Here is a 26,210-nt window from a genome sequence, read left to right as displayed (position 1 = left end):
TGTTATTTTAATTTTTCGCCTAACCCAAACCAAATGAGATAAGCACTATCTGCCTGCTTCATCACCGTTTGGAATAGAAATCCCGTTCGATCACGCCACTCCCGATCTGATCGTTCAAGAGGAACAATCCCCTTTGTTGTATCACTTCCGATCAAGACTGCCAGACGACCACCTTCTCCTTTTTCCCAATGCAAAATCTCTTCCAATTCCTCTATAGCACTGGCTACCTCATTTTCTTTTACCATATATTCTATATTCTCTACTACTAGTATGCTTGCCCCTGGAATGGAGATTTTTTCATTAGCTAAATCTATCCATGTCACTTCATTCTCTCTTTCAAGAAGTTTCTCTCTTACCCATTCACTTTTACCGTTATAAGCTCCGCCTGTAACAAAGTCCATGTTTGATCCCTCCCTTGTTTCATCTGAAGATGGTAGCCCCCTCCAGGATGAGCGTTCCAATTCCAGATAGGTTTTGAGCCCCCATAGAGCCAACGCATAAGCTCTCGTATTACCCCTCCATGGGTGATGACAGCTATGTTTTTCCGATCTTGATGCTCCTCCAGTTCGGAGAAAAAACGAAAGAGCCAATGTTCTACCCTTGTCTGGAACACTTGATAACGCTCTCCTCTTGGAGGTGCCGTCGAAGCAGGTTCTGATACCCACTTCCGATATAAAGCATTGTTCTTTAAGTCTTCGTAAGTGTGCTTTTCCCAATCCCCAAAGTGAATTTCACGCAGCAATTGCGTTCTCCTTGCTTTCTTCTCAGGAAAAAGTTGGGCTGCCGTGTCGACACATCTGACTAAATCGCTTGTCCACACCATATCAACGTTAGGGATGAGGGAACGAGTGATGTGTAAAGCTTCCACCCCATCCGGGTGAAGAGGAAGATCACTCCATCCGATATACTGTTTTCTTATATTTCCTTCTGTCAGCCCATGACGAATAAGGTAGAAATCCACAACACGATCCATAAAAAGGTTTCGCCTCCTTCTACTGTTGCTCCAAGTACATCTCCAGTCATTCCGCCAAATGACTGGAGGGCTATTGAACGACTCATTGTATAAAGGCCTGCTGCAGCTATAAATAAGAAGGCAAGCATATACAGAAGGTCCGTGTCAATCAGGACTGCTACAGCTCCCAAAACAATGAAGTTACCTAAATTTGCCCAGAGCACACCTACTGAATAAGCTGAAGCAAACCAATGACTCAGCCCTTTTTCTTTTGCTAAGGGTGTCCAGGCAAAATGAAATACAAGCACCAGCCGGGATAGAAACGGGACGGCTAGCACTCCGAACGCAAACGTGAAAAAGGAAACGACCAGCATCTCATGAATAAAGATAAATCGAAGGAACAGAAGGCCTATGACAGAAATAACCCCAAACGCGCCTGTCCGAGGATCTTCCATAATAGCAAGCCGCTTTTCTTTTGGTTGATAGGAAAAATACGCATCGCTCGTATCCATCCATCCATCTAAATGAATTCCTCCGCTTCCGATAATGGAGAATGCCATAGTGAGCCCCGCTGCACCAAACGTAGACATTGGCGTATATTCAAGGAAAACCCAGGCTGACATAAGAGGGAAAACACCTATCATTATACCCACCCACGGCAAACTGATGATCGCTCCTCTCAGCTGCTTTTTTTCCATAGGAATTACCTGTTTGACTGGGAATACCGAGAAAAATTGAATAGCTAGAATCAACCCCTGTATATATAGTTTCATTTTGAAAATTCCTCATTATTAACGAGGGAAAAGATAGTATCTGTGTCTACTTCGCTCTCAAACATTTCAGCCAGCTGATCATATGGATCCTTATTTGGCAATGCAGCAGCTGGTATGGGAAGGTCTTTTTTGATTCTTAATCGGTTTAGCCATTCTTTTCGAAATTGTTCATTGTGAAAGACATGATGGAGGTGAGTTCCAATGATCCTCCCACCGTCAAGAACAGCTCCTTCCTCTTCATTTTCAAGATAAAACAAAGGGATAAGGTCTCCCTTCTCACTCTTCATGTCACCATGATGAATTTCATACCCTTCTACTTTACTAGACGGGAAGCCGCTCCTTGAATGAACAGTACCTTTGATTCGCCGAGTCTTCTTCGCCTCTTGAAAAATAGTGGTGATAGGAAATATCCCCATACCACTCATCACCTTATCTCCTTCTATAAATTGTTCGGTGAGCACTTGATATCCTCCACAAATCCCCGCAACCGTTCCGCCTTCGCGAATATAGGCGAGAAGCTTCTCTTCAATTCCGCGATTCCTTATTTCCTCTAAATCATCTATCGTACTCCTCGTGCCTGGCAGGATCATAGCATCTGGTCTACCTAATTCTTCTTTTCGAGAAACATAACGGATGCTTACATCTTCCTCCTGATAAAACGGGTCGACATCTGTAAAGTTTGATAGATACGGAAATACAACAACAGCAATGTCTAAGGGGTTGGCTGCTGAAGAAACTTTGTTTTCCCTGATGGACAACGAATCCTCCGCCTCAATTTCATGATCGGTATAGGGAAGAACACCGAGTACGGGGATCCCTGTGTACCGCTCTAGCCAGTCAACACCATCGTTAAACAACTCGGGATCCCCGCGGAATTTATTAATTATAATCCCTTTTACTCTCCTTCGATCAGCTTCCGGTAAGAGCTGAAGAGTCCCGACAATTGATGCAAATACGCCACCTCGATCGATATCTGCAACAAGAATGACAGGCATATCAGCGATATCTGCCACAGCCATGTTCACAAGCTCCCGATCATTCAAGTTCACTTCAACCGGACTCCCTGCTCCTTCGATGACGATAAAGTCAAAGTGTTTTTCTAATTGGGCAAGACTTTCTTCGATGACCTTTTTTCCTGCCTCATAGAAATACGTCCGGTATTCTTTTCCAGAACACGATTCTACTGATTTTCCAAGGCAAATGACTTCTGATGTCTGATCATTTTTCGGTTTTAACAGAATGGGATTCATTTCGGGCAAGGCGATCGTTTTACAAGCTTCCGCCTGTACCCCCTGCGCCCGTCCGATTTCTGTTCCAGCTTCTGTTACGTACGAGTTGTTGGACATGTTCTGGGACTTGAATGGAGCGACACGATATCCTTGATTCGTCAGCCAGCGGCAGATGGCCGTAACGACTAAACTTTTCCCGACATTGGATGCCGTTCCCTGGACCATGATTCCTTTCATAGAATTCTTCCTTTCTTGATTTGCGGATAGCTAAACTCCATCTTCACAGCACGATCGGATTTTTTCACGAGTTGTTGATGAAGCTTCCCTATTAACTGCAGAAATTCTTGAATCGCTGGTTCAAATTTCATTGCATCCGAGAACAGATCATTTGATACTAAGATAAGATGTTCAGTACTCTGCATCATTTTCTCGACCTCTGTCACCATTCGTGTAACCAGTTCATCCATCGTTTCCGATTCTATTTTCTCCATCCATTCGTTGGCTGTCCATGTCGTGACACAATCAAGCAAAACTGTTCCCCTTTGCTGAAGTTTGATAGAGGATGGACGAGTAGGACGCTCAAATACGATCCATTGCTGCGGAGCCTCTTTTCGTGCCTTCTTATGCTTTATAATCCGTTCATTCATTTCTTCATCTGTATTGACGCTCGTAGCTATGTAGTAAAGAGAGTCGGTCTGGGAATGGACAGCAAGCTTTTCTGCATATGTACTTTTTCCGCTTCGTACGCCGCCGATGATCAGGGTAAGCATAGAGAACTCCACCTTTCGAGAGAGGATAAGAGGCGTTCATTCTCCTCTGTTCGTTTAATCGCTAACCGCACAAACCTTCCATCAAGAGAGGGAAAATTATAGGTATGCCTTACGATGACCCCATTCTTCAGTAAAAACTCAATCATCTGCTTCGTATCTTCATGAAAGGGATCCTTCATTAAAAAGTAATTGGTTTGGGTCCTCATAGGCTGATACCCCAGCTCTTTAAGCTTCGGAAAAAGAGAATGCTTCTCAACAGAAATCGCTTCTGCAGTCTGTTGTTGGAAACCAGAGGCATCTAAACAATACAATCCCGCCTCTTCAGCAAATGCATTGACACTCCAAGTTGGCTGGTACGTTTTCATCTGTTTGATCAGGGAGGGATCCCCCAGCACATATCCGAGTCGCAAACCAGGAATAGCAAACATTTTCGTCAGTGATCGAAGGAGAATGACATTTGAGTTTTCCAAAACACTCGGAGAATAGAACGATTCATCTATCACAAAGTCGTGGAAGGCTTCGTCTATCAATACAACGATTCCTTTTTGTTCACACTGGCAGATCAGATCCCGTAAGACGAGTGGATGGTACATGGCTCCTGTCGGATTATTTGGATGACATAGAATGAGGACGTCAATCTTCTCCAAATAGGATTCATAATCCGATTGGTGTAAGGCAAACTGATGCTGCTCTTCTAACATGATCGGATAAATCGTGCATCCATAGGCTTGACACGCCTTTTGGTACTCAGAAAATGTCGGCTGGACAATCCCTATATGCTTGCCTTGCCATAATTGAGCAAATAGATATATCAGTTCGGATGCACCATTGCCTAGCAACACATTGTCTAACGACACCTCATGGTGTTCGGCTAGTCTTTGATGCAAGCGCTCACTGTCTGGGTCAGGGTAACTATGAATTTTTCCGAGAATTTTTTCTAAATGGGATTTTAATCCCTCCGGCGAACCAAATGGATTGGTATTTACGCTGAAATCAAGCAACGACGTTGGTGGTTCCGCATTCATTTTTTTATAAAGTTTAGTTGGATTCGCTCCATGTGATGGCCAATTCAATTCCGATTCCTCCTAACCATAGTAATAACATCCACATCCAGACCGTAATAGCTAAAAGATGGTTCACCTGTTCGATATGATAAGCAGCTGGGGATCTCAAGGCTTTTCCAATCTTCGGTCGTTCTGATTTTTCGCCAAAATAATAATTTATCCCCCCTAATTGCACCTCCAGAAGTAAAGCAGCCGCCGCTTCTCCCCAACCGCTGTTTGGGCTTGGATGACGCCGCGCCTGCACGAGAAGTTCCTGAAACAGCTTCTGTTTTTCTTTTATAGAAAAAGATGAAAAAAGAATCATCACAAAAGCAGTTAGCCGACTTGGAATCAAGTTAAAAAGATCATCCAATTTGGCAGAGACAAACCCAAAATCCTTAAAACGCTCATTTCTGTAGCCCACCATGGAATCACAGGTGTTGATTGCGCGATAGGCAATGGCGAGAGGGGCTCCTCCGATCAGGGCATAAAATAGCGGGGCTGTTACCCCATCACTAATGTTCTCTGCCACTGTTTCTACTGTCCCTCTTACAATCTGAGGCTCTTCTAAATGATCGGTGTCACGCCCGACGATATAGGATAAATACTTTCTCGCTCTCGGAAGGTCCCCTTTCTTTAATGGACGATACACTTCCATTGCAGCTTGACGAAGTCCTTTTTCAGCAATGGTCGTCCAAATGAGTACAGCTTCCAATCCAATTGCTGCATAGTGATTCCAATCGAATAACTGCTCAATCATCACAAAACTACTGAAAAAACAGATTCCGATGACGAGAACAGCCATAAATCCACCTTTGACTATTCTGCCTCCCCCTTGGTTCCAAACTTTTTCTAAATACGATATCAGTTTCCCTATTCCTATGACTGGGTGAGGTATGCCTTTTGGATCACCAAACAATCGATCTAATCCATATGCAAGCGTAATGGCAATCAAGTGAGATAGCATCAGGCCTCACCTCGTCGTTTTAAATAGCGTTCAATCGCAAGCTTTGTCGTGTCAAACACAGCCCTGCCTATCACCCTTCCTAAAGGAGAAATGGAACCACCATATTCTAGTCTCTTACCTTGCTGGGTGCTTCCGATTAATGTACTGTCCGTCGATGTTCCGGTCGCAAGCGTCCCAGATACAGCATCCCGAATATTAAGCTCCACCATTGCTTTCACCTTAGCCTCTGTTGCTGTCATCACCGATTGCACGTAAGCCTGCTCTGACAAATCACCATCTACGAAAATCCACGTGTTGATCGTTCCTGGTACAGCTTGTTGAATATGCTGATTTGCGTGGATCACATCTACGGCATTGCTTGTACCTGCTGTCACTACTACGAGCACTCGGAATCCGTCACCCTCTATGACTTTATCACAGACATCTTCGACCATCGCTGCGGTCATCATTCCTAGCGTCTCATATGTCTGATAGCCTTGTTCATCCGCATAATCTTCGAGGTACGCAACAGGATTTTCACAATTAAATGACTGGTCGACATGAAGATTGATAAAATGGCGGTACCATCCGAATCCTGGGTGCAATACTGCAGAAGAATAACATTTCAAGGGTGATGGACTATGGTAATAAACTCGATCAGAACAGATATCAAGATAGTTGGGGTCTACACTTACTTTTTCTATGTTACCTGTATAAGAAGGTACGACATTCGTGAGAGGTTTAGAGAAATAAGGGTGAGCATGAACGTTAATGCTCGACTGGTAAACTTCAGATAACTGAGTCCCCTCCAATACTTTTTCCGGGGTATGTAACGCTCTTACTCGCCCCTCTTCTAAAAGCAGGAGTCGATCACTATACAGGCTGGCCAGATTCAAGTCGTGGAAAATCGCAATGACTGTCAGGCCTCCTTGAATGGACATCTCCTTTAACGCGTCTAACATGTTTTTTTGATAACTGAAATCCAAATGATTGGTCGGCTCGTCCAATAACAGGATTTGAGGCTGTTGGGCCAGCGCCTGGGCCAGGAATACTCGCTGTCGTTCCCCGCCACTCAAAGATAGCAGTAATTTATTACGAAATCGCTTTATACCTGTTTGCTCCATCACTTTATCTACAATGTTGTAATCCTCAACCTTCCACTGTTTAAATAGCCCTTTCTGATAAGGGTACCGCCCCATTAATACCGTCTGCTCGACACTGAAGGAAAAGGATAGTTGATGATGTTGTGGGAGGACGGCCATTTCCCTGGCCATTTCCTTAGACGTCAAAGCATCTGCCGCACGTCCATCAATGAGAATTTCCCCACGTACTTTAGAAAGAGTTTGATTTAAAGCTTTTAAAAGAGTTGTTTTCCCGCTCCCATTAGGACCGATGATGCCCAATACTTCTCCTTTTTGAACCAAAAAGGAAACATCGCGTAAAATATCTTTTTCATAGCCCGCGTAAAGATGATTGACCTCAATCATTCCGATTGTCCTCCTCTCCGTCGTCTAACTAAAATGATGGCAAACATCGGGGCTCCAATTAAGGCTGTCACAACTCCTATCGGCATTTCCGATGGAGATATGATCGTACGAGCAAATAGATCAGCCAAGATTAAAAAGGTACTGCCGTTTAAGATACAAAGCGGAATCAAATGACGATGGTCACTTCCGAAAAGTTTCCGACAAATATGAGGAATAACTAGTCCGACAAATCCTATTGTTCCGGAAACAGCGACTGCTGCCCCTGTTAAAATCGATGCACCGATTAAAACCATATACTTCTGACGTTCTACATTGACACCTAACTGCTTGGCGCGTTCTTCTCCAAATGTCATTGCATTCAATTCTTGCCCTGTTACCATCAGAAGAAGGACTCCCACCACGAAGAATGGAAGCATCAGATAAACATAGTCCCATCCGCGCATTCCCACACTTCCTAAAAGCCAGTTCACAATTTGCCTGAGCTCTTCTCCCGTCAGTGAAATCATTAACGAGATCAGTGACCCTAAGAAGGAACTGAAGATGATCCCGGTTAAAATAATCGACGTCATTGACATGGAACGGTCGACTAATCTAGTAAAGCTGACGACAAGAACAATCGTTGCTATCGCAGCTAAAATGCTTACAGCCGGCAAGGTAAATCCGCCTGCAAAGGGAAGAGTGATTCCTAAAAACAGCACAGCCACAGCTCCGACTGAGGCACCAGAAGAAACTCCCAGTGTATAAGGATCAGCTAGTGGGTTTTTCAACAGTCCTTGAAAGGCTGCACCTGCTATGGCCAATGCCCCGCCAACAAGCACAGCCAGAATCACTCTAGGCAGTCGGATTTTAAGAATGATCGCTTTCTGCATGTCATCGATGCCTTCTGTGATATGTAAAAAAGGAAGCAATTGTTCACCTATAATGCGAGCAATAACCTCAAATGAGATCGATACGCTTCCTATCGATGTTCCTAGAAAAATACAAAACACTAAAACTAATAAGCTAGCACTATATTGAAACGATTTATTCACTGAAAACTTCCGGATAGATAGCTTCTCCAAGTTCCCTTACCCCTTTAACTAAACGAGGCCCCGGACGTGTGACTAGATCCGAATGGACATCATAGACCTGCTCTTTTTCAACAGCTGGAACAGAACCCCATCCATCACGACTCAACACCTTTTCCTTTGGGTTCTCTGTATAATAGCCATACGTTGTAATAATAACTTCTGGCTGTAATTCAACAATCGCCTCGTTATTCATTTTGAACCAACCTTCTTGGTCACCGACTACGTTATCCGCGTTGATGGCTTGAAGCATTTCATTTAGGAACGTTCCTTTTCCGCCACTATAGATTTCAGGGGCTGGTGCCACTTCGATAAATACGTTCTTCTTGTCTTCTTCAGCTATTCCGCTGGCCTTCTCTTTGATCACTTCTAAGTCTTCTTTCATTCCAGTCACGATTTCTTCAGCTTTGTCAGAGGTTCCAGTAATACTCCCTATTGTTTGTATACTCTCGTACACTGCATCAAAAGACGTCGCATCCTGGACAACGAACACCTTCACTCCAGTATTACGAAGCTGCTTTAAAGCTTGTTCCGAGTTATGCGCACCTGATGCATGAGCCAACACTAAATCAGGTTTTAACGAGAGAATCTTCTCCACATTTAAATCCTGCCCGCCAATCTTCTCCTTTTCCGTCACCTCATCGGGGTAATTCGCAAAATCACTTACCCCGACTACTTCTTCAGCCAGTCCTAATGTGAAAAGAATCTCCCCATTACTCGGTATGGTGCTGATAATTTTCTCAGGTTCTTCCTTAAACGTCACTTCATGATCCAATGCATCTGTTACGGTTAACGGATAAGATGTATCTGTTTCTTCTCCGCTATTTGTCTGTTCTTCTTTTTTTTCATGAGAGTTATCACTCGTCGAGCTTGCTTCTTCATTCCCCCCAGAGGCACAGCCGGCTAATAATCCTATAACCAGAAATAAGGGTAATAATTTCTTCCAAATTCGGTTCAAATTTAACTCCTCCTTTTGTCTTTTGCACACAAAAAAACACATCTTTTGATAAAAAGATGTGCACTATCAGGAACTCAATACATACAAAGGGGCTCCTAATTTTCTCGACACACCTCCCTATCCGCGTAGGTTAAATTGGTGTAAAAAGCAGGTAGGTCTCCTGACTCCAGATTATCGCTTCCTTGCCCCTTCCCATGCTTGATAAGCAAAGTGGACCAGCAAAGTTACTCCCTGTCACAGTGGCGGGACCGTGTTGGATTTGCACCAACTTCCCTTTTAAGCCATTGAAATAATAAAACGGCGCCTACTTTTCCAATATGTAATTACTTTTTCATTGTAAACGATATTGACCGAAATTGCTCACTTTTCAACTAAATGGGGAAAGGTTACACCTTAATAAAAGTATGCACCTCTATTTCCTGTAGTGTGTTCTAAAAAGTGTAATGAACAAAAAAAGGAAGATAGAATATCCATAAAAAAGACTCCCTTAAGATTGATTATCTTAAGGGAGTCTTTTAGCTGTTCTAGAGAAAAATCCAGTCAAAACCTTTTGTAAGGTTATAAAACCTTTTCATATCAGGGGTTGGGCGTTATCACATCATGCCGCCCATTCACTCGCCTAGTTAAAAGGACAATATGAAGTTGCGAAGAACCTTGTTATAGCAAGTTTACCCTTAGCGAATAAATTTATTAAACACAATAAGGTTTAATACTTTATGAACAGTATCCAGTCAAAATCCAGTAAGTAATCAGTCTGGAAATGCGAAGGAAATGATCCTTAGACTTGAAGAGTAATAAAGTGTTTATTTACTTAGAAAACCGGAAGATTCCGGGTAAGCTAAGATAGAATCTATAAATCGGCACCGAGTTTGAAAATTGAATTTAATCTAGATTCTTTCTATAAGAATTAAACCGAAAACTTAAACGATATATCCTCTATCTCATTCAACCTAATTCCTCAATTGATGGAATAGCAGAAATAGCACCTAACCTTTTGCAAACCAGTGCACCAACCTTATTACTAAAGGCAGTCATGCTCTTAATTTTTTGATAATCATTAAACAATTCCCGGGGCTCTTTTTCTAGGGAAAGCTGATAAAGGAACGCTCCTACAAATGCATCTCCAGCGCCTGTCGAATCAAGAGAATTAATCTCAATACTCGGAACTATTCCATTATTTGTTCTATTAGATATGAATGTTCCTTTTTCACCCAAGGTGACTGCAACTAAATCGGCTCCTAGTTGATGAAGTTCTGTTACTCCGTCTTGTATATTTTCTTTAGCAGTCAGCAATCTTAGTTCTTCCTCACTTACTTTGACGAAATGTGCACAAGAGATAGCTTTTCTTGCAAGTGTAACAAACTCTAATTCTCTTCCCCTCCAAAGATCTGGTCGATAATTTGGATCAAAAGAGATGATATGGTGCTCATCATTATAATCTCTCATAAGTTTAAAGTATGTTGATTTAAGAGGTTCTTCTAATAAAGCCGTAGCTGAACCAAAGTGGAGGATTCCTGCATTTTTAAATTGCTCTAGATCAATCTCTTCTTCTGTCAAAAACCTATCTGCACCACGATTGAATACAAAGTCTCTTTCTCCATCTTCTTTGAGAGCAACAAAAGCTAGTGTTGTTTGGTTTGTCTCATCCATTTGGACCATTGAGGTATGGACATTTGAATCTTCAAGAGATTCTTTTAAAAAATGACCAAATGGGTCATTTCCGACTTTCCCACAGAATATCGACTCGCCACCCATTTTCGAAATAGTGGCACAAACATTTGCAGGTGCTCCTCCCGCTCTCTTTTTATAACTAACACCATCCACTAAGTCTACACCAACATCATCACAAATAAAGTCAACCAGCAGCTCTCCTATACAAATAATTGAAGTACTTGATGACATTTAACCTCTTCCCCCTTTTCATCCCCCTATAGATTTAATTGTGATTCCAAATACTTTTTAGTTTCCACACATTTATTAATGGGATTTCTATTGATTCTTCACTGCCGATTAATTTGATATTAGTACTTGAAGGATCTGGATAAATTCTTGCTGACATTACTAACTCACCACCATTTAAAAATAATTCAACCGACGAGTGATCTATAAATATACGCAATGAAACTGTCTCCTGTTCTCTTAAAGAGAAGTTCGCATAACGCACTCCAGAAACTCCTTCACCTGATTTTGATCGATCTAACGTAATCAATTGATTGTATGCGTCTAATTTAATAATTGTTTGTTCATCTATTTCCTCTGAAGTACGTACAGCAATTGCAAACTCACACTCTTCACGAAACTTCAGCATCATCTCGACCTCTAAACTTTCCCCTCCGACTGGTAAGATGTGACCATTAGACCATTCTAAATGGTGAGCTCCCCAATGATTCTCACGAAGTTTCTCCAATTCACTTACAGGAGACATAATCAGTTGATTATCAGAGGATAGTGATAATACTCTTGGAACTGTCATGGACCCTGCCCATCCTTCTTTTATTGTAGGAATAGGAGATTCCCACATGTCCATCCATCCCAACATAAGACGCCTATCCATACTGTCACTGAAAGTTTGAGCTGCATAAAAGTCGAACCCTAAATCCAATTCTTGAAATGATTCGGGATGAAATTGCCCGGTATCATAATCTAAGTCGCCAACAAAGTAAACGGTGTTCTGATGATTTTGGTATCTATATCCTTCCTCTTCTATTCCAATGGGAGAAAGCATTAATATATGTTTTTCCCCAAGTGGGAACACGTCCGGACATTCCCACATGCTCCCCTGGTTTCCGTTCCTTTCAAGCATCACTCCAACGTAATCCCAGCTCACTAAATCCAGAGAACGATATAGTACCACTTTCCCTACATTCCCTTTCCTTGTTCCGACGACCATATACCATTCATCTTTGTGCTTCCAAACTTTCGGATCTCGGAAGTGGGCAGACCCCTCTTTAGGAAAAGAATCAATGACTGGATTATGTTTGCTTTTTTCAAAGTTCACACCATCAGTACTTACCGCTAAACATTGTACCTGTTTAACTGATTCTAACTCAGGATCCACTTCTTTATGTCCTGTATAAAAAAGACTCAATGTTCCTTGATTATCTACCGCGCTCCCAGACCAGCACCCATCTTTTTCATACTCTTCTTCTGGAATCAATGCATGAGGTAAGTGTTCCCAATGAATGAGGTCCTTACTTCTCACATGCCCCCAATGCATCAGTCCAGGAGAAGTTTTGTTCGGTTCATGTTGAAAGAATACGTGGTATTCATTATTCCAATATACAAGACCATTTGGATCATTCATCCAGTTTTGCTGGGGCGTGATATGATATGACTGTCTATACTTAGTATTTCGTTTTATATTTGTGTTGGTTTTGTTCATGTAATTTTCACACGACCTTTCCTTAGCTTTTAAGATTATTTGGATCCTGTCATAGAAATTCCTCTTATATAATATTTTTGCAAGAAAAGGAAACCTACCAAAATTGGAATTGTACTGACTGTATTAGCAGCAAGTATGTTCCCCCACTCCGTCCCAGCTAAGGAAGAATAATTGGCAATTGCCACTTGAATTAGCTGTTTAGCGTCATCATTTAACACTATTAACGGCCAGAAGTAAGAGTCCCAATTCGCTAAGAACGTAATAATTCCAAGTGTAATCATGGCTGGTACAGCTGAAGGTAGTATAATACTCCAGTAGATTCGAAACCATGAAGCACCATCAATTCTAGCAGCTTCTATCATATCTTTTGGAATCTCAGAGAAGAATTGTCTGAGCAAGAATATCCCAAATACATTTACAAGAGAGGGGAAAATTAATGCTCGATAGTCGTTGATCCAACCTAAGTCACTCATTAACAAATAGTTGGGAACCAACGTAACCTCTCCGGGGATAATTAAAGCAGACATGAAACAAATAAAAATAACATTTTTAAATGGGAAATCTAATTTTGCAAATGCAAACGCTGCCATAGAATTAAAAAATACGACTAAGACAGTAACAATAACCGCTACAAACAATGTGTTCCAAATATACATAAAGATTGGATTCTTCTCATCTGTGATTACATCGATGTAGTTTTGCAATGTCCAGTCCACAGGAATGAAGAGATTCAGATTTAAGCTAGTTGCATACTTAAATATTTCCTCATTGGGCCTGAACGAACCTAATACCATCCAAATGATTGGCATTAAGGCTATCAATGCAATCACAATCATTAACAAGTACTTTAGTGTTTTCCTTAAATTCTTCATTTGTCCCCCCCCTTAGTAGTCCACGTCTGATCTGAATAATCTCATCTGGAATAGTGAAATAACTAAAACTATGGCAAATAATATGAAAGCTGCCGCAGATCCGTAGCCCATATTCATTTGTTCGAACGCTGTACGGAATATATATACAACAGTCGTTTCGGTTGCTCCAGAAGGCCCTCCGCCTGTCAGAACATAGACAAGTGCTGCTAATTTAATAGCATCAATCGTCGTAATGATAGCAACAAATGCGATAGTTCTTTTTAACAATGGAAGTGTTATCAAAAAGAATTGACGTATCGGTCCCGCTCCATCCACTTTCGCAGCTTCATAAAATGTCATTGGAATGTTATTCAACCCTGCAAGGAAGATGATCATAAAAAAGCCGGCCGATTTCCAAATACCGAGAATAATAACACCGTTCATTGCTACATCTGGGTCAGACAAAAAGTTTATAGTTGGTAAATGAAGAGCCTCCAGCATCGTGTTAAGTAAACCAAAGTCTTTACTATAAATTAGCTGGAAAACAGTTGCTGCTACAGCAGTAGAAATGATAACTGGGATAAAGAATATCGTTCGAAAAACTGCATTAACAGGTGAATTCTTTTGAATAAGCAGTGCTAAACCTAACGAAATAGCACCTTGAACTGGCACAACAATAGCAGCAAAGTAAAAGGAGTGTCTCAAACTCGCCAAAAATTCAGGATCTTGCAATAAATTTTTATAATTATCTAAACCAATTAATTCCTTATTTGAACTTATTAAGTTATACTCCTGAAAACTGATGATAAACGCTTGAATCATTGGATATAACATAAAAATAATCAATAATATTACTACTGGAGTTACAAATCCTAACCCTGCTAATTGTTCGCTTCGCTTATATGTGACTTTAGAAGGGTTTACTCCCAAAATCATGCGTCTTCCTAAAGATTTAATATCTTCCACCAATTTCACCCTTTCCTAAAAAATAAAGGAGGAGAGCGCCTCTCCTCCCATCTTTTAAAAAGTCTCATAGCAAATTAGAAATTACCTACTTTCCAATTTCTTGTTGTATGGCTTTGTCTATATCTCTTACAGCTTGTTCCACTGCAGGCTCTACTTCTCTCCCAGATAGGCCAATTTCTTCAAATAACTGCCTTATACTTTTGCTTACCGTCGGATAGGCTGGAGTAACCGGGCGATTTTTTGAATATTCCTGAAGTTGCGTAACAAAGATATTCATTGGATATTCATTTAATTCTGGAATTTCTTCAGCCACAGAATAACGAATAGGTATATCTCCAGTTGCCTGTACGTATTTTGTTTGTCCTTCTTTACTTGTAAGATAGTTAACAAACTCCCACGCTTCATCTGATAACTCTGTTTTAGAAGAAATACCTAAAGCCCAGCCTCCGTTTGGAGAAACTTGTTTATCTTCTTTTGGCAGAGGTGCAATTCCGTAATCTTCCCCTAGTTTGAAATCTGGAAAGTTATTTTTGTAATGAGAAAGCACCCATGAGCCGTTGATACTAATTCCTAATTTACCTGTAGCAAATGGATCAGGTGGAAGCTCCAGTGCTGCTACTTTGTGTTTATGGTATAAATCCTTATAGAATTGGAGAGCTTCTAAAGATTCTTTCGAGTTTAAATATCCATCAGCCGTTTTGTTGTCAGGGCTAAGTATTTCTCCTCCAAACTGCCATAAAATTGGAGATTTAAAATATGAAGGACCTTCTCCATCAGAGAACCCTTGCCCTGGATCAATGCCGTAAATGCTTTCACCTAGGGCATCAAGTTTTTTAGATGCTTCTAACACTTGCTCCCACGTCCATGGATTATTTGGATCTTTAGGAGGTGCTTCAATACCAGCTTCTTCAAATAATTTTTTATTGTAAAACATGGCAATTCCTGATTGAACAATCGGTAAAGCGTATATTTCATCCTTATAAGTTAAACCATTAAGCGTTGTTTCAGGGAAATCTTCAAAGTCTGCTTCTTCTGTCACTTCTTTATTAATGGACTTCAATGCTCCTGCTTGTGCATATGCAGCTAAGTCAGGACTGTCTACTGCGAAAACATCTGGTGGGTTTCCTGAGGCTAGCGCCGTTCTTAATTTTGTTGAATAATCAGCAAATGGGATTGGTGTCATTTTCACATCTATATTTGGATGCTCTTCCTCAAAAGATGTAACAAGATCCTCATATACTTTATTTTCAACATCAGTACCCGAATTTCTCCAGAAAGTGAGTTCTGTCACATCGCTGTTTTCTTTTGATTCACCTGAAGAATCCGACGAACAACCAGCTAATAACAAAGATGATATTAGTGCAGTGGCTGCTAGCTTTGTAATCGCTTTTTTCATTGTTAATGCTCTCCCTTCTTAAATAAAAGCAAATTGACTTCGTGTAACTATAATGTAACAAAGCTTTAACAGCATTCATTTCAATATCTATAGTTTTTAGATTTAAAAATTTTTGGATGCGCTTACAATCCGGCGTAAAAAAAGAGCTGCCCTCTCTTGAAATAAGCGCAGCTCTTTAAAATGAACTATTTAAATACAAAAACCTCAATCGTTTCGGATATATTTTTATACGATACTTTGACTGAAGTAGCCCCTTTTTGCAAGCCTTTAATATACGTCCCATTTTCCTTTTGTTTTAGCTCGGCAATTTGATCGTCAGCGATTTCCCAACTGATATCTGCATCATCACTGTTGACCCAGTCTGGTTTTGTTATCGCTTTTAGTTGTTTCTCTTCGCCAATCTCGATATCTAACGACTTTTCATTAACCACGAGTCTGCTCAGTTTATTTTCTGAATTCTTCCTCCAAACTGATTTCATAGGGTAAAACGTAAAGTTGTTTAAAATTGTCTCCCCATTGTTTGAGAAGAGTTCTATACTATCACTTGTAGATTCTGGGTAAATTAAATTTGTCAACACTCTTTCCCCATCATTTACGAACAATTCTATTGATGATTCATCAACATAACCATGTATAGTAATCGTATTATCACTAGAAACTAATGGCGCTGTATACTTACTTCCGAACTGAAAATCATCTCCATTCCTATCAACGAGAGTTGAAAGACCCGCATTACTTCGATCCACGTAAATTTCTTTATTCACTACATCATAACCTATTATCGTTTCCTCATTAGATGATTTCCTTACTTTTAAACCAAATTGATCAGCATCTTCCCAACTCATTTCTGCTTTAAATTCAAAAGCAGTTCCTTTAACACCTTCTAATGTTTTACTACCATCTATTTTTAAATCCTTATAGTTAATTTCCCCCTGTCTTAATTTGTTTAATTCTTCTACCGGTTTTTGTATCAGACGAATATCCCCGCTATCATTTGTTATAAGTTGCAACTTTCTTGGAATAGACATAGCTCCCATCCATGGTTCAGTGGGTACTTGATATGGGTAACGCCAGTTCGACATCCACCCTAGCCAAACCTGTCCTCGATCTTCTGGTAAGTTGGAATAGGTTTGTGCTGCGTAAAAGTCTTTTCCATAATCTGTTGTTAGCACAGTATCTGAAGAGTAATCATTAGTAAATTTCTTGCCATCGAACTCCCCGATAAAATATTGAGCAGTGGAACCATTTGTCACTTCATTATCTCCAACACTTACATGTAAGACCCATTTTTGTCGATCAGAATCACCATCTACAGGTAATTGAAACAAACTTGGACACTCCCATACCGCTGTTTGCAAACCTTCTCCTGATCCAAATTCGCTTAAGTATTCCCAGTCTTTCAGATTTTTAGAACTATAGAATTGAGCAGTCTTGTTTGTAGAAACAACCATTACCCACTTCTTTGTTTCTTCATGCCAAATAACTTTAGGGTCTCTAAAATCTTTTATATCTGGATTATTTATTACAGGATTCCCCTCATATTTTTTCCATGTACGTCCATTATCTCTACTGTAAGCAATACTCTGGGATTCAATACCATCCTTAGAATTGGTATAGATAGCTACTAACCCAGATTCCCCATCGAAAAATCCGCTTGTATCATTCTCATCCACGACCACGCTTCCAGATAAAGATTGGCCCAATTTCCCATAGGTAAGGGCTAAATCCAAGTGCTTCCAATGAATAAGATCCTTACTAACTGCGTGGCCCCACTGTCCATTTTGTTGAAAAAACAAATGGTATTCGCCCTTAAAATACACTAAACCATTAGGATCAGCTAGATTCCCTCTTTCCGCTGAGAAATGATATTGTGGTCTGAATTTCTCTGTATAGTATTCTTCATCAGCATTATGAGAAGGCTCTGCCTTTATGGACTGGAGTTCATTCTCATTAGATTCCTCTACTTTCGAACTTTCTTCATTACATGCAGTGAGAACCAGCGTTACACTAACAACAACCACCCATAAACTCTTCATCTTGCAACCCCTTCCTTTTTCGATCTTTCCGCCCTCTATGTAAACGTTATCAAAAGATAGAAAAAGAAGAGTTAAATACTTTTAGAAGCATCATTTTATTATTTTTAGTAGATAAAATAGAAGCTCAAGTACCGTATGACTTTCTAAATTCGAGTGGAGATTGTTCATAGTACTTCTTAAAAACGGTACTAAAATAACCTGAGTTAGAAAAACCCACCATAAACGCAACTTCTGTTACCTTTAAGTGGGGGTCTTTAAGGAATTCTTTAGCTTTCTCCATTCTTGTTCTTGTGACATAGTCACTAAAGTTGTTTCCCGTGTGCCTTTTAAATAAATCTGATAAGTAGGAACTGTTCATATGAAATAAATCAGCAACATCTGTAAGTGATATATCATCTGAGTAATGCTGATGAATATAACGTTGGACACTCTCAATAATAGACTGTCCATTTGAAATTCGAGTATCTTTTATATACTCCATTATTTTTGTTGCTAATTCTAATAATTTAGCCAAGACTTTTTTATACGAGGTCATATTCCATATATTTTGCTGACACTCCCAAAAAAGGGATTGAATTCTTCTAGATTCTATTCCGTATTTAGTAATGAAAGACTGAAGTAAAAGTAATATCCTATTGGAAGCAAAGGAGAAAGTAAAAATCGAACCATCATCTCCATTAAGAATGTTGACTACATTTTCATGAAATGTTTTATAGTCTAATTGTTCAACCGCGTTAATCAATCTTCTTTCGACCTGCGGTGGAAACTCTATAAGGTTTTGGCGGCCGCTTCCATCCACTACTTGAGAATAAGAGTTTATCTGACTTTGACTCCAAGACATGATACTAGATATGAAGCCGTTTTTCAGCTCTCCCAAACCTTCAATCAAAGCCCCAATACCAACAACTGTACCTAAACGCAGATACTCGTTAGTATAATGCTGTACTTCGTGAATTACTTCATAAACTTCTTCTTTGTCATCATGCTGTAACTGAAAAAGAAAATGAGCCATACGCGTATAGTTCTGGTCATAAAAAAAATAAACATTATCGTATTTCTCGGCAATTTCCCTACACATCATTCGAAAGGGAAGCCATAATTGATCGATTAAATCTTCTCTGTTTCCTTTTCCTCTTATTTCTATTGCAACGAATTGAAACTTGGCATGTTCTTCAGTTAATTCTTCCATCTTTAATTGGCGAAGCCGATGTCCTTTTGCCTCTTGGTCAAACCAATCTTCTTTTACTAAGTGTAATAAGTATTTTTCCTTCACCTCTTGTAATTGACTGGATACTAAACTCCTTAAGTCTTTTTTCTCTCTAGTTAAACGAATATCTTCCTCTATCTCACTCCGGAGCTTTATAAGAACCTCTTCCAGCTCTTCAGGATCTACTGGTTTTAAGAGATAGTCCTTCACCCCTTCTTTCATCGTATGTCTTACATATTCATAATCAGAATATCCAGATAAAACAAGCATTTTGCCCTTGAAATTCATTTCCTTACACTTTTTAACAAGTTCTACTCCATCCATCCCCGGCATTTTTACATCGGTGATAAGAATATCTATTGGTATTTCGTTTAATTTCTTAAGAGCTTCTCTTCCATTTGAAGCTTCTTCTACAATAGAAAGCTCTAACTTTTGTTCATCAATTTTCATCCTTAATCCATTTCTTATTTGTTTCTCATCATCTACGATCATTATGTTTAGAACTTTCATCTTCTTCACCTTCTTCTACACCGTCTATGTATAAACTAATCCTAGTTCCCTCACCTTCGGTGGAGTTAATCTTATATGAGAAACGCTCTCCAAAAGAAATACTAAGTCTTCCTAACACATTTCGTAATCCTATTTTGTTTCCACTATTGCTTAACAATCCCTCTGAAGTACTCGGTTTATGGGATCTTAACTCTTCAAGTAGAGACTGCTCCATTCCAGGACCATTATCCTCTATGTGTATTTCTAAGCATTGTCCCACTAATACTGTAGTAATAATAACCTTAGCCTTCTCAGCACTTTCCATGCTATATTTAATTGCATTCTCAACAAGAGGCTGCAAAGTAAATTTAATAATTTTTACGTGAGAAGTATTTAAATTCTCATCTATAAGAACCTCGAGGTCATTATCATAACGCAACTTCATTATCGAAGTGTATTTCTTAATGTAACTTAGCTCCTCATTGATCGTGACAAGATTGCTTTTAGTATTTAAAGAGTAAGCCATCATACGAGATAGATAAATACTTACCTTTGTGACATCTTCCGTTCTACCTTGAGCAGCTAGAGAACTTATCACTTCAAGCGTATTATTCAAAAAGTGAGGATTGATTTGAAGAAGCAAAGCTTTATACTCAGCATTCTTCCGAAGTAAATTTGCTTCATAATGCTTCTGTATGAAATGGTTGAGCTTATCAATCGTATTATTAAACACGTGAATGACAAAGCCTACTTCATGGTTGTAATCAGATTGGTTGGGAATGATACACTTAGCCTCTTTAAACCTTCCTTTCTCAACAAGTCTCATAGCATTAGTCAGTTGCTCAAGAGGAGTAACTATTCTAGAAGAAATACTAAATGAAGCAATGATCGTTAAGACAAACAAAACACTACTAAGAATTAGCATATTTCTTCTCAAAGTATAAACCTCTCCGAAGAGATCATCTGTCATTACTTCACTTATTAATGTCATATTTCCAATTCCTAAGTTTTCATAAAATATGTAGTGACCTTCTCCGTTAAAATTTAATTGAATAAGTCCCGTATCTTTTGAGGTGTCCTTCATTTTTTCAATGATTGTCTCTATATTTTCATTTGAAGTAGAGATAGGACCGCCTAACATATTCTCCCCTTCATCATTAATAATATAAGTTTGTTCATTTCCTTTTCCCGGTTTCACCTTATCTAATGATTGCTCCAAAAATGAAGTTGGAAAATTAACCTTGATTACACCGTAAGACTCCAATGAATAAAAATCATATAGTGGTAACAAATAGCTATTAACCATTTCACTACCGACTCTTTGTGACGAATAACGCGACTCATCAGGATGAGAGTTCGTCCAAACCTTATTTTCATCAGTAAATTCTTGGTACCATTCTTTTTCTTTCAAGGGGCCAACATCTTTCCAAATCCCTGAACCATCCTCCAGATAAAGAGTGATCGACATATTATTCCCGTTATTCACCATTAATTGATTTACATGACCTTGGATATTATTTGTAGCTACGATCTTTTCTTGTTTTGATGCATTTTTACTTGTAACAATATCCAACCATGTTTGAGTAGTTTCACTGACTAAAACCTGTTTACCAATATCTTCAGCTTGAGAGGCCAATGTCCTAAGGTATAGAGAATATTGATCCATAGATTGTTTACTGGATGCAGTAATTTCTTTTTTCATCACAGTGATAAAATACTCAGGAACAAGGATGGATAGAATGATAAACGGAACGGTAATTAACGCTGTAAAAATGAATATTAATCTATTCCGGATAGAAAAAAACATCTTCTTGCTCCTTTGAAATTATGAATATATGTTCTTACAATCAATCATAACATTCACGTTTAAGGAATATGGGAATTAGCTTAAATTGAGTTTCGTTACATTTAACATCATTTTCATACCGAAAGTAATTGGACAATTGAAGTTATTGTTTACTTCTTAATCAATGGAGATGAGATCCGAGCATGCTGACCACTTTATAGATAGCGCTTACAAAAATATCACTTTTAACTTATTGTATTTTAACAGAATATAGTTGGAGGTTACTTAAATCTTTTTAGGATGAGGGCTTAAATTTTTTTAGAAATCTAAGGCATAAAACTAAAATACCTCCCTTAAGAAATGAATCTTAAGGGAGGTATTTTAGAAAAATCCAGTCAAAACCTATTTGTAAGGTGGTGAAATCCTATCATATTAGGGGATAGGGCGTTATCACATCATGCCGCCCATAGTTTCACCGAAGTAAATAAAGAACAATAAAGTCTGAAATATTACGTAAAAGCTATGTCAAATGGGTTGAGCAAAATTTAAAAATAATAAGGATATAAACGTAAATGTTTAATAGTATGTCAAAATGTATGTCAATGATAAGAGAATTTTAAGGGAATTTCAGTTTATTTTCTAATTTTTATCTCTGCTCCAAAACCTTCTATATCTTCTGTTACTAATTTACTCTTAAAGAAGTTGGACAATAGTGGTGTAAATTGTTCTTCTAATTGTTTAGCTGCCACTGTAGTTCTTCTTTTCTTTTTCCTTAAATTCTTTGCTTCAATCACTCGTATATTTTCGGCGTTATGCTTAGGAGTAAAGATTAAACCATCTAGTTCACATACTGATTTTTTGTAATTATTTATAAACCTAATAGATCCTAAGTAAACTATTATAAGCCCTTTATAAGATAATGATTTTAAACTAGCTCTGACAGTTTCTAATTCATGTATAGCGTCTTTTTCATGAGGACTGTGTGATTGATAATACTCAATATAATCATCAACCTTTTTTATCGTCTTTTTACATCCGTTTTCAATGATAAAAGGAGAGGAATTATTATAATAATCAAATTCACAAAAATAATCCTCGGTCAACAAGTTCCTAAAGAAATATGTAATTATTTTCTTCATTACCACTTCTTCAAGTCTACCATTGCTAACATCCTCATAAGAGTACTTACTATACAATAAATAATCGTCTAATGCTACACGAATTATTTTTAAACACTCTTTCATTTGCTTACTTTGATCTAGATTTTTGTTAATTGAATATACTGTTCTATATTTTGAAAAACTAGGAGAAAAATTATATGCAATATAACAATCTTTTCCTAAGCATGGAATGTTAGGACTCTTTTATTTCAATAAGGAGACTATTTGGGCCGTTGTAAATTTCGTATTTTCATACGTATTCTCTATGGCTTCTTCCATTGAACATGGATACGACTGAATGGAGAATATCGCCTCCAAAGGATGATAATGGTCTCGAAGTTCGATACCTCCTGCCAAGGCAATAGCAGGTACATGATATTTGGAAGCATATTCGGCAACCGAAACAGGTACTTTCCCATGCATGGATTGAGCGTCAAGATTTCCTTCCCCGGTTAGAACAAAATCAGAGGTTCGAATTTCGTCTTCCAATCTTAGTAGTTCCGCAATTACAGTAAAACCTGATTTCAATTCTGCATTCATAATTCCCGCCAAGGCACCACCTAGTCCGCCGGCTGCACCAGAACCCTTTATGGATTGCAAGTCAATTTTTTTGGTATTCATAACAAGAAGATGCTAAACCTTTCAAACCACTATCGAGATCTGCAATTTGATTCACATCTGCCCCTTTTTGTGGTCCATAGATATAGGCGGCTCCGTTCTCTCCATAGAATGGATTTGTTACATCGCATAATACAGTAATGCGACAATCTTCCAATTCTTTAAGCACGTTTGCAGTATCCATCTGTGTGATTTGGTTTAGTATATTCTCTTCGCTTGTTAGCAGATTGTCCTCTTGGTCAAAAAAGCGATAGCCTAAAGCCTGAAGCATGCCCGTACCGCCATCTGTTGTAGCGCTTCCACCTAACGAAATAATTAGATCATTAAAACCTGATTTTAGAGCAGCTCTAATTTGTTCCCCTAAACCGTAAGAGTTTAACAAATAAGGATCTCGTTCATTTTTCGGCACCAAGGTTAATCCAGTACTGCGGCACATTCGATAAAGGCAGTCTCCTTTCCCTGATAGGAAAGAATGGCAAAACTTGTCTTCACCCTTTGGTCTGGCAGAGGACCACGTACCTTTACTTTTACTTTCTTTTCAATCAAACCCTCTATAACTTCAAGAGTTCCTTCTCCACCATCTCCCATAGGTAATACTTTGACAAAAGCCTCGGGGTCTGCATTTAATACTCCTTCTTTCATAGCTTCACCAAGCTCTCTAGCGGATAAGGAACCCTTAAAAGAATCAGGAGCAATGGTTATTTTCATTTAATTGACCTGCCCTTTCTTCACCCATACATATCCATAGCAAGGTAAAAGGATAGAATTTGCTACTTTTTGGTTTGTAAATAATTCAGTCCCTTGAAATGGGAGAGGGATTTCCAACTCCTCCCTGGAGGTATTGACGGCAAAAAATACTTCTTCTTCTGTTTCTGGATTTTTACGGATTAATGCGAAAACTTTGGGATGTAACTCCAGAACTTCCTGCTTCCCAAAAGGTGAAAAAGCTCTATGCTGCTTCCTGATTTCTATCATTTTCTGAATACCTTGAAAAATACTGGATCGCCTCGGATCATTTTTTAATTTATAATTAATATCATTAAGCTCAAGCTTTTCCCTGTTAATACGACGAGCAATTCCCGACTCTTTCATACCTGCTACATCATTCGATGAGCCTAGTAACGAATGATAATAAATCGCTGGGACACCGATTAATGACAGAAGAATGGAGTGAGCGGCCAGCATCTTCTTTATTTCATCTTCCTTCGTCGTATCTTCACGTGGGTCGCGCAATGCTTCTGAATAGTTAATGTTTAGTTCATAGACAGACTGCGTCCCATCAGGATTACTCTTATAAGATACTTCTCCACCGTTCTTTTTCGTCTGCTCCACTAACTCCATACGATCCTCTTCGCTTAATATGCCTTCTGTTGGACGCATTCCTATCCCGTCATGACTCGCAAGAAAGTTAAAATACGTAGCCTGATCAGATACTTTATGGATGGTTTTTGCCCATTCTGTCAATGTTCCTACATCGTTTTTCATAAAACTATATAACACTAGAGGCGGGAGAGCGAATTGATAGACCATATTCGCTTCATTCGTACCATTGCCAAAATAGCTTATGTTTTCCTTATGAGGTACATTGGTTTCCGTAATAATTTGAGTATTAGGCTTAAATATATTTACGACCGTATTCCATAGCTGAATAATAGCGTGGGCTTCGGGCAAATGGATACTTGAGGTTCCTGATTCTTTCCAAATAAATCCGATGGCATCAAGCCGAATGCTGGTTCCGCCTTCATGAATGTACGATAGGAGTATATCCGTCATCTCTATTAATACTTCTGGATTTCTAAAATTAACGTCTACCTGGTCTTTACTAAAAGTGGTCCAGGCTGTTTTTGTTTGATCTCCTGCCCTATATTCATGATAAAGTGGGGAGGTTCTTGGTCTTACTACGTTCTCACTATCAAATTCTACTTGCTCAGGAATGAAATAATCCTGATAATAGGGATCGCCTGCTAAATATTTTTGAAACCATTCGCTAGATTGAGATATATGATTAGCTACAAAATCAAACATCAGTCGGTAGTCTTTTGAGAAATAACGAATGTCCCCCCAGTTTCCTAAATCAGGGTGAATTTTTCTATAATCTGTTACAGAAAAACCATCATCTGAAGTATATGGAAACATAGGGAGTAAGTGAACATCCGTAATTGAATCCCCTACGGTCTCTTTTAGAAACTTGTGCAGTGTTGGTAGTGTAGGCTTATCTTCCTCATAAATGCTATCTCCATAAGTAATCAGATAAACGTTTCTTTCTGTAGGAGGGAGAACTTCTTCCCACTCTTCTTTCTCCCATTTAATTAGTAAGTCTTCGAATCTACCGATCACATATCCATCTACTTCTCCATAAATATCTTCAAGGTGACTAGCTATCTTTTCCATAGATTGAACCACGTTACCCCCTCCTTGCCATTGAATTCTTAGTAAGAAAACTATTTTTGATTGAGGTCCAACTCAGATGTTCAGTGCTCTCCCAAGTGAGATCTGCTTCTTCTAAATTCTTTCCTACCCCTACTGCATACATTCCTGCCTTTTTAATAGCTTCAATCCCCACTCTAGCATCTTCAATACCAATTGAATGTTCTGGACGAGCCTCTAATGCTTCACATACGGTTAGGAAAATTTCAGGATCAGGTTTGCTACGCTTCATTCGACTTGCATCTGCGCAGTATTCAAATAAATGATCCATTTCCAAGGCTCTTAGAACAGTGGGAGCATTTTTAGAAGCTGAAGCAACCCCTAGGGGTATGTTTTCGTTTTTGATTTCCGTAATAAGCTCCATAATCCCCGGCAGAACATCTTCAGGAGTTAATTCCTGGATCATTTCTTTATAGTACTCATTTTTTTGGCTGGCCAGTTTTTCCATTTCACTCTTGGAAAACTTATCTTCTTTACCTCCATGGTCTAAAATAACGCGGAGAGATTCCTGGCGGCTTACACCTTTCAAATTTTCATTTACTGAAGGATCGAAAGGTATATCTAATTCTTCTGCTATTTTTCCCCAGGCTAAGTAATGGTAATGAGCCGTATCTGTAATTACTCCATCAAGATCAAACACCACGGCTTCTACATGATCTGAATTCAT

At 39.1% G+C, this 26,210-nt stretch carries 22 protein-coding genes, 1 pseudogene and 1 riboswitch; all 23 genes and pseudogenes read right to left on the bottom strand.

Annotation, left to right across the window (positions count from 1 at the left end; translation table 11 throughout):
• Positions 1–2: 2 nt before the first annotated feature.
• A complete protein-coding gene (locus ACTWPX_RS06795) occupies positions 3–401 on the bottom strand; it encodes a bifunctional adenosylcobinamide kinase/adenosylcobinamide-phosphate guanylyltransferase (RefSeq protein ID WP_443119057.1) in 399 nt (132 codons plus the stop codon).
• Positions 353–973, bottom strand: a complete 621-nt coding sequence (locus ACTWPX_RS06790) for a histidine phosphatase family protein (protein WP_443119056.1) — start codon at positions 971–973, stop codon at positions 353–355. Before ACTWPX_RS06790 ends, ACTWPX_RS06795 begins: the two co-directional genes overlap by 49 nt.
• On the bottom strand, positions 931–1,725 hold the full coding sequence (locus ACTWPX_RS06785; RefSeq protein WP_443119055.1) for an adenosylcobinamide-GDP ribazoletransferase: 795 nt from the start codon (positions 1,723–1,725) through the stop codon (positions 931–933). The genes ACTWPX_RS06790 and ACTWPX_RS06785 overlap by 43 nt, the downstream gene beginning before the upstream one ends.
• Positions 1,722–3,191: a cobyric acid synthase gene (locus ACTWPX_RS06780; protein WP_443119054.1), complete on the bottom strand. Its 1,470-nt coding sequence runs from the start codon at positions 3,189–3,191 to the stop codon at positions 1,722–1,724. Before ACTWPX_RS06780 ends, ACTWPX_RS06785 begins: the two co-directional genes overlap by 4 nt.
• A complete protein-coding gene (locus ACTWPX_RS06775; RefSeq protein ID WP_443119053.1) occupies positions 3,188–3,724 on the bottom strand; it encodes a bifunctional adenosylcobinamide kinase/adenosylcobinamide-phosphate guanylyltransferase in 537 nt (178 codons plus the stop codon). Before ACTWPX_RS06775 ends, ACTWPX_RS06780 begins: the two co-directional genes overlap by 4 nt.
• Positions 3,712–4,797: a threonine-phosphate decarboxylase CobD gene (gene cobD / locus ACTWPX_RS06770; RefSeq protein WP_443119052.1), complete on the bottom strand. Its 1,086-nt coding sequence runs from the start codon at positions 4,795–4,797 to the stop codon at positions 3,712–3,714. The genes ACTWPX_RS06775 and cobD overlap by 13 nt, the downstream gene beginning before the upstream one ends.
• Complete coding sequence (gene cbiB, locus ACTWPX_RS06765; protein WP_443119051.1) at positions 4,763–5,734, bottom strand: adenosylcobinamide-phosphate synthase CbiB; 972 nt, start codon at positions 5,732–5,734, stop codon at positions 4,763–4,765. The genes cobD and cbiB overlap by 35 nt, the downstream gene beginning before the upstream one ends.
• Positions 5,734–7,200 carry an adenosylcobinamide amidohydrolase gene (locus tag ACTWPX_RS06760; RefSeq protein WP_443119050.1) on the bottom strand — a complete coding sequence of 489 codons (1,467 nt, stop codon included), beginning with the start codon at positions 7,198–7,200 and terminating at the stop codon, positions 5,734–5,736. Before ACTWPX_RS06760 ends, cbiB begins: the two co-directional genes overlap by 1 nt.
• A complete protein-coding gene (locus ACTWPX_RS06755) occupies positions 7,197–8,261 on the bottom strand; it encodes a FecCD family ABC transporter permease (RefSeq protein ID WP_443119049.1) in 1,065 nt (354 codons plus the stop codon). The genes ACTWPX_RS06760 and ACTWPX_RS06755 overlap by 4 nt, the downstream gene beginning before the upstream one ends.
• Positions 8,224–9,225, bottom strand: coding sequence for a helical backbone metal receptor (locus ACTWPX_RS06750; RefSeq protein ID WP_443119048.1), 1,002 nt, complete (start codon positions 9,223–9,225; stop codon positions 8,224–8,226). Before ACTWPX_RS06750 ends, ACTWPX_RS06755 begins: the two co-directional genes overlap by 38 nt.
• A gap of 133 nt (positions 9,226–9,358) precedes the next feature.
• Positions 9,359–9,548, bottom strand: a riboswitch (cobalamin riboswitch).
• A 622-nt stretch (positions 9,549–10,170) separates the two neighbouring features.
• The gene (locus ACTWPX_RS06745) at positions 10,171–11,127 is read right to left on the bottom strand and encodes a carbohydrate kinase family protein (protein WP_443119047.1); all 957 of its coding nucleotides are present in this window, start codon (positions 11,125–11,127) and stop codon (positions 10,171–10,173) included.
• A 34-nt stretch (positions 11,128–11,161) separates the two neighbouring features.
• Positions 11,162–12,607: a glycoside hydrolase family 32 protein gene (locus ACTWPX_RS06740; RefSeq protein WP_443119046.1), complete on the bottom strand. Its 1,446-nt coding sequence runs from the start codon at positions 12,605–12,607 to the stop codon at positions 11,162–11,164.
• 35 nt (positions 12,608–12,642) lie between these two features.
• Positions 12,643–13,479, bottom strand: a complete 837-nt coding sequence (locus ACTWPX_RS06735) for a carbohydrate ABC transporter permease (protein ID WP_443119045.1) — start codon at positions 13,477–13,479, stop codon at positions 12,643–12,645.
• Between the two features lie 12 nt (positions 13,480–13,491).
• Positions 13,492–14,424: a carbohydrate ABC transporter permease gene (locus ACTWPX_RS06730; protein WP_443119044.1), complete on the bottom strand. Its 933-nt coding sequence runs from the start codon at positions 14,422–14,424 to the stop codon at positions 13,492–13,494.
• Positions 14,425–14,509: 85 nt separating this feature from the next.
• A complete protein-coding gene (locus ACTWPX_RS06725; RefSeq protein WP_443119043.1) occupies positions 14,510–15,820 on the bottom strand; it encodes an extracellular solute-binding protein in 1,311 nt (436 codons plus the stop codon).
• A 185-nt stretch (positions 15,821–16,005) separates the two neighbouring features.
• Positions 16,006–17,856, bottom strand: coding sequence for a glycoside hydrolase family 32 protein (locus ACTWPX_RS06720; protein ID WP_443119042.1), 1,851 nt, complete (start codon positions 17,854–17,856; stop codon positions 16,006–16,008).
• A gap of 124 nt (positions 17,857–17,980) precedes the next feature.
• Positions 17,981–19,573 carry a response regulator transcription factor gene (locus tag ACTWPX_RS06715; RefSeq protein ID WP_443119041.1) on the bottom strand — a complete coding sequence of 531 codons (1,593 nt, stop codon included), beginning with the start codon at positions 19,571–19,573 and terminating at the stop codon, positions 17,981–17,983.
• Positions 19,542–21,359 (bottom strand): cache domain-containing sensor histidine kinase, encoded by a 1,818-nt coding sequence (locus ACTWPX_RS06710; protein WP_443119040.1) that lies wholly within the window; start codon positions 21,357–21,359, stop codon positions 19,542–19,544. The genes ACTWPX_RS06715 and ACTWPX_RS06710 overlap by 32 nt, the downstream gene beginning before the upstream one ends.
• A 611-nt stretch (positions 21,360–21,970) precedes the next feature.
• Positions 21,971–22,582: a hypothetical protein gene (locus tag ACTWPX_RS06705; RefSeq protein ID WP_443119039.1), complete on the bottom strand. Its 612-nt coding sequence runs from the start codon at positions 22,580–22,582 to the stop codon at positions 21,971–21,973.
• Positions 22,583–22,702: 120 nt separating this feature from the next.
• Complete coding sequence (locus ACTWPX_RS06700) at positions 22,703–23,119, bottom strand: glycerate kinase (protein ID WP_443119038.1); 417 nt, start codon at positions 23,117–23,119, stop codon at positions 22,703–22,705.
• Positions 23,100–23,758 (bottom strand): annotated as a pseudogene (locus tag ACTWPX_RS06695) (glycerate kinase family protein). Before ACTWPX_RS06695 ends, ACTWPX_RS06700 begins: the two are co-directional and overlap by 20 nt.
• A 66-nt stretch (positions 23,759–23,824) precedes the next feature.
• Entirely contained in the window at positions 23,825–25,519 is a 1,695-nt protein-coding gene (locus ACTWPX_RS06690; RefSeq protein WP_443119037.1) for a sugar phosphorylase, read from the bottom strand.
• A 1-nt stretch (position 25,520) separates the two neighbouring features.
• Positions 25,521–26,210, bottom strand: a complete 690-nt coding sequence (gene pgmB, locus ACTWPX_RS06685; protein WP_443119036.1) for a beta-phosphoglucomutase — start codon at positions 26,208–26,210, stop codon at positions 25,521–25,523.

This window comes from Halobacillus sp. H74 (genome assembly GCF_052246715.1).
GTDB classification, from domain to species: domain Bacteria; phylum Bacillota; class Bacilli; order Bacillales; family Halobacillaceae; genus Halobacillus; species Halobacillus litoralis_A.
The sequence above is the reverse complement of the archived record's forward strand: the minus strand, read 5'-3'. Positions and strand labels throughout refer to the sequence as shown.

Bases quoted from the DNA above. Each gene is read 5' to 3' on its own strand.
- ACTWPX_RS06705 (WP_443119039.1), bottom strand. From the start codon at position 22,582: ATGAAAGAGTGTTTAAAAATAATTCGTGTAGCATTAGACGATTATTTA.
- cbiB (WP_443119051.1), bottom strand. From the start codon at position 5,734: ATGCTATCTCACTTGATTGCCATTACGCTTGCATATGGATTAGATCGA.
- ACTWPX_RS06720 (WP_443119042.1), bottom strand. From the start codon at position 17,856: ATGAAGAGTTTATGGGTGGTTGTTGTTAGTGTAACGCTGGTTCTCACT.
- ACTWPX_RS06795 (WP_443119057.1), bottom strand. From the start codon at position 401: ATGGACTTTGTTACAGGCGGAGCTTATAACGGTAAAAGTGAATGGGTA.
- ACTWPX_RS06775 (WP_443119053.1), bottom strand. From the start codon at position 3,724: ATGCTTACCCTGATCATCGGCGGCGTACGAAGCGGAAAAAGTACATAT.
- ACTWPX_RS06785 (WP_443119055.1), bottom strand. From the start codon at position 1,725: ATGAAACTATATATACAGGGGTTGATTCTAGCTATTCAATTTTTCTCG.
- ACTWPX_RS06745 (WP_443119047.1), bottom strand. From the start codon at position 11,127: ATGTCATCAAGTACTTCAATTATTTGTATAGGAGAGCTGCTGGTTGAC.
- pgmB (WP_443119036.1), bottom strand. From the start codon at position 26,210: ATGAATTCAGATCATGTAGAAGCCGTGGTGTTTGATCTTGATGGAGTA.
- ACTWPX_RS06735 (WP_443119045.1), bottom strand. From the start codon at position 13,479: ATGAAGAATTTAAGGAAAACACTAAAGTACTTGTTAATGATTGTGATT.
- ACTWPX_RS06740 (WP_443119046.1), bottom strand. From the start codon at position 12,607: ATGAACAAAACCAACACAAATATAAAACGAAATACTAAGTATAGACAG.
- ACTWPX_RS06700 (WP_443119038.1), bottom strand. From the start codon at position 23,119: ATGAATACCAAAAAAATTGACTTGCAATCCATAAAGGGTTCTGGTGCA.
- ACTWPX_RS06780 (WP_443119054.1), bottom strand. From the start codon at position 3,191: ATGAAAGGAATCATGGTCCAGGGAACGGCATCCAATGTCGGGAAAAGT.
- ACTWPX_RS06790 (WP_443119056.1), bottom strand. From the start codon at position 973: ATGGATCGTGTTGTGGATTTCTACCTTATTCGTCATGGGCTGACAGAA.
- ACTWPX_RS06710 (WP_443119040.1), bottom strand. From the start codon at position 21,359: ATGTTTTTTTCTATCCGGAATAGATTAATATTCATTTTTACAGCGTTA.
- ACTWPX_RS06715 (WP_443119041.1), bottom strand. From the start codon at position 19,573: ATGAAAGTTCTAAACATAATGATCGTAGATGATGAGAAACAAATAAGA.
- ACTWPX_RS06760 (WP_443119050.1), bottom strand. From the start codon at position 7,200: ATGATTGAGGTCAATCATCTTTACGCGGGCTATGAAAAAGATATTTTA.
- ACTWPX_RS06725 (WP_443119043.1), bottom strand. From the start codon at position 15,820: ATGAAAAAAGCGATTACAAAGCTAGCAGCCACTGCACTAATATCATCT.